Source organism: Thermostichus sp. OS-CIW-20 (genome assembly GCF_054061455.1).
Window position 1 is genome coordinate 190,115 of sequence record NZ_JBSSEF010000001.1, and the last position, 11,016, is coordinate 201,130.

Genomic DNA, 11,016 nt, shown 5'->3' on the forward strand with positions numbered 1-11,016 from the left:
GCCAAGTGGGGCCTCTACAGCTAGAATGCTGCCATTGAGGGTGGCTGGCAGGCGAGGTTTAGAGGCGATGGAGTGGCATGTTACCGATGCGGAAAGCCTGATGATCATCGACCAGGAGGTGGGCAAGCACGAGCTTTCCCCCGCCGAGTATGAGGTGGTTCGTCGAGTTATTTACGCTACTGCAGATTTCGAGTATCTCCACCTCATCCGTTTTGGCAACGAAGCCCTGCAGGCTGGGGCGGCGGCTTTGGCGGCGCGCACCACCATTGTGGTGGACGAGCCGATGGTGCAGGTAGGCATCGCGCGGGCCGTGCAGAACACCTTCTCCAACCCCATCTACTGCGGCAGCGAAGCTGTCACCCGCCCCCAGAGGGACAAGACCCGCTCTGCCTGGGGCCTGCAAACCCTAGCTCAGCGCTACCCTGAGGCAATCTTTGTCATTGGCCAATCCCAGACGGCTCTTTCCACCCTGGTGCAGTTGATCGCCGAGAAAGAGGTATCCCCTGCCCTGGTCATCGCGACGCCGGCTGGGTTTGTGGATGTGGTGAAAGCCAAGCAGGAGCTGGCCGATTCCATGGTGCCCCACATCCGCACTGAGGGACGGAAGGGCGGCCCTGCAGTGGCGGCGGCGGTCTTGGATGGCCTGCTGGATTTGGCTTGGCAGGCCTATGTGGGAGCCAGCAGCCCAAGCCCTACTGGCAAATCAGTTAGCGGATAGAGGGGAGCTCCGTTGATCTGATGATCTAAATGGTTCTGATCCAGATCACAGGCTTGGCAGGATCTCCGTCATGCTTCCCTCGGTCTGGCTTCGAGAAGATGGGAGCTATCTTCTCAGTGCCGGACAAAAAAGCCCGAGAAGCGGCTAGTCGAGGCAGAGCGAGGGATCCGGTCATGCAGCAGTTCATTTGGGTTTGGGGAAGCGGCTGGCTTTTGGCTATGGCCTTGGCCAGGGGAGGATGGGCCCAAGCGGAGGTAGCGGCTCTTTTGCCCGCCGGACAGCCGGCTATATCGCCCTCTCTCCCTGTGCCGTCGAACATCGACCAGAGGGAAGCTCGACTCAGCCCCTACCAGCGCTGGCAACAGCAGCATGCTGCCGCGGAGATTCCCTCTTCTGGGTTTGGGGAGGTCTTCTACCGCCTCGCTCAGAAAGCGGAACAGAGCCCAGAGGGGCTGCCTTTTCCACTGCGGCCAGCCGGGATCCCTCTGGGAGAGGGTAGCCCTTTTTTCCTCCATGTCAACGGGCTGGTCTACCAACTGTCCTATTGAAATAGGCGGGGAGGTTTTCGCGTTAGCAGGACGGCTATTTCAAGCCCTGCTGAACCTCTCCTCTCCCTGGGGGTGAGGGATCAGTAATGATTCCCCACCTTGCGGTGGTGGACGGCGGTGAGGCCCTCCAGGTTGGAGACCCGCCCGGCTTCTAGGGTGCTGTAGACCACCCAGTGGTCGCTGGTTTCTAGGCGGCTGGCCACGCGGCACTCCAGGTAGGCCAAGGCATCGGCCAAGATGGGGGATCCGTTGGCGGCGGGGTAGGTCTTGATGCCGGCAAAGCGGTCGGCTCCCGGCGGGAAGCGCTTCAGGAAGTGGCGCATTAGGGACTGGTGATGGCCTTCCTGCAACACGTTGAGGACAAAGGTATCGCCCACCTGCAGGAAGGACTCGATGGCCCGGTCTTTGGCCACGGCAACGCTGATCCCCGGCGGATCGCTGCTGGCCTGGGCCACCCAGGAGGCGAGCATGGCGCTGGTGGCCTGCCCTTTGCGGGCGGTGAGGATGTAAAGGCCATTGCTGATGCGGCCTAGGGCGCGATCCAAGTCGGCATCCAGGGCTTTCATCTGCTGAATGGTGCGATCCCGCGTTAGCCACTGCCCCAGGTCGGTGCCGGCTTCCTCCGCCAATTGCAGCAGGGTTTCGTCTAGGGGTTGCTTGAGGAGAATAGGAGGGAACACTTCTTTGGCGCCCATCTCCTGCAGCGTGTTGCGGCAGAGGTAGACCGACTCGTCATCTGCTCCCCCCGACTCGAACAGGCCAAAGCCTTGTTTGCTGTGGGCAGCAGCCAGGAGGGTTTTCAGCAGCACCTGGGTGGAGGCCGCATCAGGCCCCGCTTGGGGCGGCATGCCTATCACCACACCAGCGGCCAAGCTCATCAGCTCGCGCACCTCGTGGGCATCCAGCAGCCGCAGATCCGCCAGCTCTACGGCAACGCCGGTTTTTTGGATGCCGCGGGCAATGGCTTGGGCCAATGCTTCCGCCTGGCCATAGCCCGATAGGTAGAACACCGCCACCATTCGTTCGGCTTTGGCCTGCTCCAGGCTCCAAGTGCGGTAGTGCTCCACCCAATCAGACAGGTGGTGGCGCAGCAGGGGGCCGTGGCCGGTAGCAATGGCGGCGATGGGGGGCAGGGACTCCATGCGCTTCAGGGCCGAGAGTACCGAGCGGGCGTTGGGCCCCATGAGGCAGTCGTAGTAGAGCTTGAAGTCGGCCTGTAGCAGGTGGGGATGCTCGTCCCAGGCAAAGTCATCGCAGTAGTGCATCCCAAAGACGTCGCAGGTGTAGAGGATCTGCGTGCCGTGGTCGTAGGTGAGGATGGTGTCGGGCCAGTGCAGGTTGGGAGCAGAGATGAACTCCAGAACATGTCCCTTGCCCAGATCCAGGCGATCCCCCTGCTTGACCACCAGGTGCCGGAAGGGGCGATGCACCAGGTTTTCCAAAAATTGCACGGCCACTTTGGAGGCCACTACCGTCATTTGGGGCGCCAGCTCCAGCAGATCCCCGACTAGGCCGCTGTGATCCGGCTCGGTGTGGCTGACCACCAGGTAGTCGAGGGTGGCGGGATCCAGGAGGCCTCGCAGCAGATCCAGGTACAACTGGCGAAACTTCTCGTGGGAGGTGTCGATGAGGGCCACCTTCTCCCCGCGAATTAAAAAGGAGTTGTAGGTGGTGCCGTTTTCCAGGGCGAACTCGATATCAAACCGATCCCGATCCCAGTCCTGGGAGCGGATGGCAAGGGTATCGGCTCCAATGAGCAGCGTCTGCAGCGTAAGATGGCCTGAACGCGGTGCAACTGCCGTAACGGCCATGTTTTCCCCCTCTGCCAAATGGCAACTTTACCTAACTGCCCTCTGCACTCATCGTAACCGTGATGTAACTAAATGTTGAGGAGCCGCCAAGTTTTGATTTTCTGATGAAATGCTTCAGGGATCCCCAAACTGCCGACCCCCGCAGGGTCTGGGAGCAAAAGCTGCGGCAAACTGGGCCAGGGTGTGGCGCAGTTGATCCAAGTTTTGGCCGTTGGCGGCGGACACAAACAGGGCCTTGGGGTAGAGCAGGCGCACGTCCTCGACCCATTCGGGATCGAGGCGGTCAATTTTGTTAAACACCAGTTGTCGCGGGCCGGTGGCCAGGGGCATCTCGTCCAGCAATTTTTCCACCGCCTCGATGTGCCCTTCCCAGTTGGGGTGGGAGAGATCCACCACGTGCAGCAGGGCATCCGCCTCCGTCACCTCCTCCAGCGTGGCCTGGAATGCCTCTACCAATTGCTCAGGCAGCTCGGTTAAGAATCCCACCGTGTCGGTCAACAGCACTGCCTGCTGGCCGGGCAGCTCCAGCCGCCGCGTGGTGGGATCCAAGGTGGCAAAGAGTTGGTCAGCCACGTAGACCTGGGCGTGGGTGAGGGCGTTGAGAAGGGTAGATTTACCAGCGTTGGTGTAGCCCACCAGGGCCACCACAGGAATTTGGGATCCCTCCCGCCGTTGGCGCAGCCGCTGGCGGTGGCGGCGCAGCTCTTCCACTTCCTGCCGCAGCTTGCTGATGCGCCGCTGGATGGCCCGCCGCTCCGTTTCCAACTGGGTTTCCCCCGGCCCCCGCGTGCCAATTCCACCCCCCAACCGCGACATGGTGGGACCGCGACCGGCTAAGCGGGGCAGCAGATACTGCAGTTGTGCCAGCTCCACTTGCAACTTCCCGGCCCGGGTTCTGGCCCGCTGGGCAAAGATATCCAGGATCACCTCGCTGCGATCCACCACCCGCACCCCTACTGCCTGTTCCAGGGTGCGCACCTGGCTGGGGGTGAGCTCGCGGTCGAACACCACCAGGTTAGCTCCCAGATCCTGCACCAGCAGGGCCAGCTCCTGCACCTTACCGGAGCCGATCGCCGTGGCCGAATTGGGACTCTCCCGCCGCTGCCAAAGGGTTTGCAGCACCTGGCCGCCGGCGCTCTCCACCAGGCGGCCTAGCTCGGCCAGCCTGTCTATGAGGTCTTCGCTGCTCTGTCCCGGCTCCTGCAGTCCCACGAGGATGGCCCGCTCCTGCTGGGGATCCACCTGGCGGGCAGTGAATTGGCGACGAAAACTATCTTCCAACTCCGCCACCAGCTCCTGCAGATCCTGCTCTGCCAGGGTCGCCAGCGGCAGAGGCTCGGAGACCTGCCAGCGGCTCTCTCCCTGGGGCACTAGGTGGGCCAGATAAGCGTAGTTGACAAAGCCCGTGGCCCCTCCGCCGCGGCGCAGCCGTCCTCCTGAGGGAGATACCGACAGGAGAATGAGGGCGTCCAGCCGCTGCAGGGCCATGGCCGTCAGCGCCTTTTGGCTGGGGCCGCCCTCGCCCACCTGGGTGGTGATGCAGCGGATCCCAGACAGGCGCTCCGCCCCCTGGCGCGGCAGCTCCCAAGCCGGGATCTGCGTTTCAAAAGGGGATCCCAGCCCCACGCGAATCACTTGGCCCCGCCGATTGAGGTAGACACTGATGGGCTGGCTTTCCAGATCTTGAGTGAGGGCTCCCAGCCTTTGGGCAAACTCCACCGTCACCAGCCGATTGGGGGGCAGTCGCAGTTGGTAAAGACGTTGCAGTTGCTTGCGCTGATAGGGTTTTAGCCCCTTGGCCTGGGCAAGGCTCAAACCAAGGTCGGTCTGCTGGCGAGAGGCGCTAACCCTGGGCATAGGGACGAGGAAATACCCGAAAACAGGCTTTTATCTACCATACACGCTTTGTCCGAGCCGCCTGGGAGGGAGAGCCGCCGGCCCAGGGCCAATGGGGGCGTGGCGACGGGGCCCCAGATCCTCTGCAAAGGTTAACTACCAGGACAAGCCGAACGGCGCGTTGGCGGCAATCCCCCAGAAGGCTCGTGCCTATGTAGACGGCTAACTGAAGGTGGTGGGATCCAGCCCCGACCTCAACCATCACGAGGTGTTTATCCGCAACAACGTGCCGGTGATGGCCTTTTTGTTGCTGCATGGGCGGTCAGACATCGTGCGCCGCTTCCTGGACTCCTGCCTTACCTGCCCAAGCTGGAATCCCTGTATCGAGCTTGCCATTGAGGTAGCTACCGCTGGCGAGAAAATGGTCAAGCCGGGTTTGGAAGAGGGGGATGGATTTAATCTTGCGCCGGGCCAATTTGCCAGATGGCCGTAAGGGAATCGACATCGGCATCGAGGGGGAGCGCATCGTTGCCCTGGAGGCAAATCTGCAGGCTACTGCTCCCCAGGAGATCGATGTGAGCGGCCGCTTGGTGTCGCCCCCCTTTGTGGATGCCCACTTTCACCTGGATGCCACCCTCACCTACGGGATCCCGCGCGTCAACCAATCGGGCACCTTGCTGGAAGGGATCGCCCTCTGGGGAGAGTTGAAGCCACTGCTAACTCCGGAGGCGGTCATCGAGCGGGCTCTAACCTACTGCGACTGGGCAGTGGCGCGCGGGATCTTAGCCATCCGCGCCCATGTGGACGTGTGCGATCCCAACCTGGTGGCGGTGCAGGCCTTGCTGGAGGTCAAGCAAAAAGTATCCCCCTACCTGGATTTGCAACTGGTGGCCTTTCCCCAAGATGGCTACTACCGCTCGCCGGGGGCGGTGCAGCTTTTGGAGAAGGCCTTGGATCTAGGGGTGGAGGTGGTGGGTGGGATCCCCCACTTTGAGCGGACAATGGCCGAAGGGGCAGCTGCGGTGCGGGCTCTGTGCGAGATTGCAGCCGCGCGCGGCCTCCGGGTGGATCTGCACTGCGACGAAACAGACGACCCCCTCTCCCGCCACGTCGAGACCTTGGCCTATGAGACGCTGCGGCTGGGCTTGCAGGGGCGGGTGACGGCCTCCCACCTCACCTCGATGCACTCAATGGACAACGCCTACGTGAGCAAACTCATTCCCCTGATGGCCGAAGCAGAGCTGGGGGTGATCGCCAACCCGCTGGTGAACCTGGTGCTGCAGGGCCGCCACGATACCTACCCCAAGCGGCGGGGACTGACGCGAGTGCCGGAGCTGATGGCCGCCGGGCTGACGGTGGCTTTTGGCCAGGACTGTGTGATGGATCCCTGGTATCCCCTGGGCAGCGGCAACATGCTGGAGGTGGCCCACATGGGGATCCACGCTGCCCAACTGACAGGCTATGAGCAGATGCGGCAGTGTTTCTTGGCGGTTACGGAAAACCCGGCCCGCATTCTGGGGTTAGAAGGCTACGGACTAGAACCCGGCTGCTATGCCGACTTGGTGGTGCTCCAGGCTGCCGATGCTGTCGAAGCCATTCGCCTGCAACCGGCTTGCCTGTACGTTTTCCGTCGGGGACGGCTGATCGCCCAAACCCCGCCGGTGGTTGCCCAGCTCCATTTGCCGGGGCGCCCGGCCCAGGTGGACTTCACCCGCCAGCTTTAACGGCGCACGGTGCCGCTGAAGCCGCTGGCTTTGAACTGCTCCATAGTCAGAGGCAGCGGGCTGGTCACGGGCACGGAGATGCGAATGGAGAAGGGGCTTTCGCCGGGGGGAACCTCCTCGATGGCTCCCAGGCGGGTGCGCTCCGGCAGAACCTCATTGCCGTTGGCATCGTAAAGGCGACCGAAGACATCCGCATTCAGCACAGTATTTCTGGAGCGGTTGACCACCGTGCCTTCAATGAATAGGCACCTGGCCGGTATGGGGTTGCCGTTGCTGGTAACCAGGTTGGTGTATTCGGGGGTATCCGGGCAGGGGGTGAGGTGCAAATCCTTCAGTTGCAGGGGGATGGCTCCAAAACCCAGCAAGAGCGCCGCCAAAGCTGCACAACCCAGGCTCCAGCAGAGGGAGCGAAGCCCCTTCTTCCAAACTTGGCTCATGTTTTTTCTCCAAGGCCCATCTCCCCTAGTCTAGGGGATCCCCCGCCCGGTAAAACCCCTCCTCGGTCTGGATCCCGTCCAAGCGCTGATCCCAGGGATCCTGAGGCAGAGGCTGCTCCAGTAGGCAGGCCTGCGGGACAATGCCCCACTTGGGCACGCCGGGATCCGGCAGCGAGGCCAAAAAGCGGTCGTAATAGCCGCCGCCATAGCCCAGGCGCCTCCCCCAGCGATCGCAGGCCAGGGCGGGCACAAGGATTAACTCGGCTTCGGCGGGATCGATGACTTCGCTGCTGGGAGAGGGCTCCAGCAACCCCCAGCGGTTGGGAACAAGCTCAGCTGGGTGGTAGCGGTGCCACCGCAACTGCCGCTGCGGCAAGCAACGAGGGATCCCCCAGCGCTTTTCAGGGAAAAGGGCGAACAGGGATCCCAAGTCCACCTCGGAGCCGAAGGCCACGTAGGCCAGGATGGTCTTGGCCGCCAAAAGCCGGGGCTGAGAGGCCAGATGAGCCACTATCTTCTGCTCGACCAGAGAGCGATCCACCCCTTGCCGCACTTGGCGGAAGTGCCGGCGCAAGCGAGCTTTGGGGAGAAAATTGGGCCCCACAGACGGAGACAGGTTTGTAGCGTAGAAGGGAGTTGCCGCAGCGCCATGCCATCTCCCTGCCTTGACTTTCCCCACCCCCAGTCAAGCTTAGGGGTGGATATCCAGAACCTACTGGATGGCCAGGAGCTCCACTTCAAAATCGAGAGTAGCGTTGGGAGGGATCACGCCGCCGGCGCCGCGGCTGCCATAGGCCAACTCCGGCGGAATGCGCAAATACCGCTTGCCACCCACCCGCATGGTGGCCAGACCTTCCTCCCAGCCACGGATCACCTGCCCTACCCCGTAGGTGAAGGTAAAAGGTTGATTGCGCTTGTAGGAGCTATCGAAGACGGTGCCATCCTGCAGCTTGCCCACGTAGTTCACCACCACCGTTTGCCCCGGCTGAGGTGAAGGCCCTGTACCTTCGACAAGGTCGTAGTACTGCAGACCCGACTCGGTGGTGATAAATTGCTGGGCTTGAGATTGCACAGTAACTGCTGGGTGATCTTTGGCTCGCGACAGAGCCATAGCCGGCTGTCCAGCCCACACCCCAATCCACAGCAAACCCAGCAACAGCAGCAGCATCTGTTTCATCCGTTGGCGTCCCCCCGGTGCCGACTTTTTGCCTCCCCAACAATCTTAGGGGATCCCCTCATCCTATTTCGGCAAATTCGACGATCTGCCCTTGATGGTCGCGCACCCAGAAGACAAAAGGCTTTTCGGAGCGGACGCTGCTGCGGATCCCTTGCTTGTTGATCCGCTTCAGGAGGGCTTTGAGGGCTTCCCGTTCGTAGGTGGTGTGGCGATAGCGGACGCCGCTGCTGCGAACGGCTGCCGCCCCGTAGGCAGGTACAAAGGGAGTTCTGGAGAGACTGCCGTAGGGATCCGTGGTACCGGGGATCACGTGCAGTTGCACGGTGTCGGAGAGCTGATACCAGAGGCCAGCGGTATCGAGAGGTGTCGAGGTGGAGCGGGCTTTGGCATCAAGGCGGGAGCTAAGGCCAATATCCGCCGGGAAGTAGGCAGATCCCAGGCTGGAGCCGACCATGCTTTGCTCATAGCCGTAGTAGTACTGCAGCGGCAGCTCCGCCTCCGGCAGCCTCAAGACCTTTTCGTAAAACCCTCGCGCCTGCTCCAGATCGGGCACGATGATGGTGTAAACCCGCGGTGCGCCGCTCAGAAACGTCCACATGGCCCCGCCGTAGGCCGATAGCAGCAAAAACATCAGCCCCTTCGTGGAGAGCAAAACCTCCAGGGGGATCAGCGGCAGCATCAGTCCAAGGGGGGTTGGCATTAGCGCTTGTCCATTTGCGGGTGGCTCTGTAGTCCAGTATAGGATCCCTAGGCTGATGAAGCTTGCCCTGTTTGCCCCCACCCCGCGCGGTCGCCGCTTGGCCCAGGCTCTGCTGTCGCTGCTGCCAGAGGAGTGGATCTGCTGGAGCAAAGCCAATCCACAGGGAGAGCCGCTGCCTTGGCCCTGGCAAGCCTATGGGGATCCCAGCCATCCCACAGCGCCCAGATCCCTGGCGGCAGCGGTGGCCCAAACTTGGCCCCAGGTGCAGGGCTGTCTTTTCATCTTGCCAGTTGGGTCGGTGGTGCGGCTAATTGCCCCCCTCTTGCAGGACAAATACCGGGATCCGGCGGTGGTGGTGGTGGATGAATCAGGCCGCTGGGCCATTAGCCTCTGCGGGGGACATGTGGGCGGGGCCGATGCGCTGGCGCGGCAGGTGGCCGCTACCTTGGGAGCCGAGCCGATCCTCACCTCTGCCTCCGAAGGGCTGGGGATCCCGCCTGTGGATGTGTTGGGGCATCCCTACGGCTGGCGGCGGGGCAGTGGCGATTGGAACGGGGTAGCTGCTGCCCTGACGCGGGGAGAGCCGGTGGCCGTAGAGCAAACCTGCGGCACGCAGCTCTGGCGGCGGGCCTGGCCAGCGGATCATCCTCTTTTGACTACGGCTCCCGACCAAGCAGTGGCCCAGATCCGGATTGGGGAATACACAACGCCTTGCCCCCACATCCCCACCGTCCACTGGCATCCGCGGGTGCTGTGGGTGGGGGTGGGCTGCGAGCGGGGCACCAGCCGCGCCTGGCTGGAGGGATCCCTGCGGCGCCTGTTGCAAAACCAGGGGCTGGCCCTCGAGGCCGTTGCCGGCTTGGCCACTCTGGAGCTGAAACGGGATGAGGCGGGGCTCTTGGAGCTGGCCCAGGCCCATGGCTGGCCCATCCAGTTTTTCTCCGCCGCGGCCCTGGCAGGGATCCCGGTTCCCCACCCTTCAGAGGCGGTGCGGCAGGCGGTGGGCACCCCTTCGGTGGCGGAGGCGGCTGCTCTTTTGGCGGCCCAGCGCTGGTCGGGAGAGGACAATCCAGCCCAGGGGAGAGCCACCCTTGTCTGCCCCAAGCAGATCTTCACCTCAGAAAGCGAGGGAGCTTGTACCCTGGCCATTGCCCGCGCCGCCCGCGAGTATTCCCCTCGCGCCGGGCACCTGTGGCTAATTGGCATCGGCCCTGGGGATCCCGCCCAATTGACCTTGGCCGCCCGCCTGGCCCTGGCCCAAGCCGAGGTGGTGATTGGCTACCAGCTTTACCTGGACTTGGTGGCGCCCCTCCTGCACCCCGGCCAGATTTGCGAAGCCTTTCCCATCACCCAGGAGGTGCAGCGGGCGCAGCGCGCCATCGCCCTGGCCCAGCAGGGGCTGCAGGTGGCGGTGATCTCTTCGGGGGATGCGGGGATCTACGGCATGGCCGGCCTGGTGCTGGAGTACTTGGCCCGCAGCGGCTGGGATGGGATCCGCCCCTCCCTGGAGGTGCTGCCGGGGATCTCCGCCCTTCAAGCTGCTGCCGCTCGCCTAGGAGCCCCTCTCATGCAGGATTTTTGCGCTATTTCCCTCTCGGATCGCCTCACCCCCTGGCCGGCCATCGAGCAACGCCTGCAGGCGGCTGCCCAGGCCGACTTTGTGGTGGCCCTGTATAACCCCCGCTCGCGGCAGCGGTTGGATCCCTTCCTCAAGGCGCTGCAGATCTTTCGCCGGGCCCGCCCCACCCACACCCCGGTGGCGGTGGCCCGCAACCTCTACCGTCCCGGCGAGGCCATCCACCTCACCACGCTAGGGGAGTTGGATCCTGAGCAGGTGGACATGTTTACCCTGGTCTTGATCGGCAGCTCGCAGACCTTTCGCTACGGCAGCCGGCTGATCACTCCCCGCGGCTACCGCTTGTGATGAACCCACCTGATGGCCGTTGGATTTCGATTCAAAACACCGTGAGGTGACATCCTCTCCCGCTAAGCCCTGACGGGCCGTAGACGGGAGCTTCCGAGAATCACTTCCCGGAGTTGCTGCTTCAACGGACTGGTAAACCAG

General features: G+C 63.0%; 11 protein-coding genes. 5 read left to right on the forward strand and 6 right to left on the reverse strand.

The genetic code is table 11. The annotated features are described in order from the left end of the window. Positions 1 to 67: 67 nt before the first annotated feature. Entirely contained in the window at positions 68 to 718 is a 651-nt protein-coding gene (locus tag ACVWXC_RS00890; RefSeq protein ID WP_011430416.1) for a precorrin-8X methylmutase, read from the forward strand. 173 nt (positions 719 to 891) lie between these two features. After that, a complete protein-coding gene (locus ACVWXC_RS00895; protein ID WP_041438360.1) occupies positions 892 to 1,266 on the forward strand; it encodes a hypothetical protein in 375 nt (124 codons plus the stop codon). An 80-nt stretch (positions 1,267 to 1,346) separates the two neighbouring features. On the opposite strand, the gene ACVWXC_RS00900 is transcribed toward ACVWXC_RS00895, so the two are convergent. Continuing rightward, complete coding sequence (locus ACVWXC_RS00900; RefSeq protein WP_099812067.1) at positions 1,347 to 3,077, reverse strand: diflavin flavoprotein; 1,731 nt, start codon at positions 3,075 to 3,077, stop codon at positions 1,347 to 1,349. 114 nt (positions 3,078 to 3,191) lie between these two features. Further along, positions 3,192 to 4,934 carry a GTPase HflX gene (gene hflX / locus ACVWXC_RS00905; protein WP_457391253.1) on the reverse strand — a complete coding sequence of 581 codons (1,743 nt, stop codon included), beginning with the start codon at positions 4,932 to 4,934 and terminating at the stop codon, positions 3,192 to 3,194. Between the two features lie 211 nt (positions 4,935 to 5,145). On the opposite strand from hflX, the gene ACVWXC_RS00910 reads away from it, so the two are divergent. Continuing rightward, a complete protein-coding gene (locus ACVWXC_RS00910) occupies positions 5,146 to 5,406 on the forward strand; it encodes a glycoside hydrolase 100 family protein (protein ID WP_457391255.1) in 261 nt (86 codons plus the stop codon). Next, on the forward strand, positions 5,363 to 6,637 hold the full coding sequence (locus ACVWXC_RS00915; protein WP_457391257.1) for an amidohydrolase family protein: 1,275 nt from the start codon (positions 5,363 to 5,365) through the stop codon (positions 6,635 to 6,637). The genes ACVWXC_RS00910 and ACVWXC_RS00915 overlap by 44 nt, the downstream gene beginning before the upstream one ends. Here the strand turns inward: ACVWXC_RS00915 and ACVWXC_RS00920 are convergent. The 4 genes from ACVWXC_RS00920 to ACVWXC_RS00935 form a co-directional block, all read right to left on the reverse strand. Continuing rightward, positions 6,634 to 7,074, reverse strand: a complete 441-nt coding sequence (locus tag ACVWXC_RS00920) for an FxLYD domain-containing protein (RefSeq protein ID WP_011430429.1) — start codon at positions 7,072 to 7,074, stop codon at positions 6,634 to 6,636. The two genes, ACVWXC_RS00915 and ACVWXC_RS00920, sit on opposite strands and share 4 nt — an antisense overlap. Positions 7,075 to 7,099: 25 nt before the next feature. Further along, complete coding sequence (locus tag ACVWXC_RS00925) at positions 7,100 to 7,648, reverse strand: 5-formyltetrahydrofolate cyclo-ligase (RefSeq protein ID WP_457410454.1); 549 nt, start codon at positions 7,646 to 7,648, stop codon at positions 7,100 to 7,102. A gap of 138 nt (positions 7,649 to 7,786) precedes the next feature. Further along, positions 7,787 to 8,251 carry an FKBP-type peptidyl-prolyl cis-trans isomerase gene (locus tag ACVWXC_RS00930; protein WP_041438366.1) on the reverse strand — a complete coding sequence of 155 codons (465 nt, stop codon included), beginning with the start codon at positions 8,249 to 8,251 and terminating at the stop codon, positions 7,787 to 7,789. A 58-nt stretch (positions 8,252 to 8,309) separates the two neighbouring features. Beyond that, entirely contained in the window at positions 8,310 to 8,951 is a 642-nt protein-coding gene (locus ACVWXC_RS00935) for a hypothetical protein (protein ID WP_457391260.1), read from the reverse strand. Positions 8,952 to 9,006: 55 nt separating this feature from the next. Here ACVWXC_RS00935 and cobJ point away from each other — a divergent pair, with 55 nt between their 5' ends. Continuing rightward, positions 9,007 to 10,875, forward strand: coding sequence for a precorrin-3B C(17)-methyltransferase (gene cobJ, locus ACVWXC_RS00940; RefSeq protein WP_457391262.1), 1,869 nt, complete (start codon positions 9,007 to 9,009; stop codon positions 10,873 to 10,875). Positions 10,876 to 11,016: the final 141 nt, after the last annotated feature.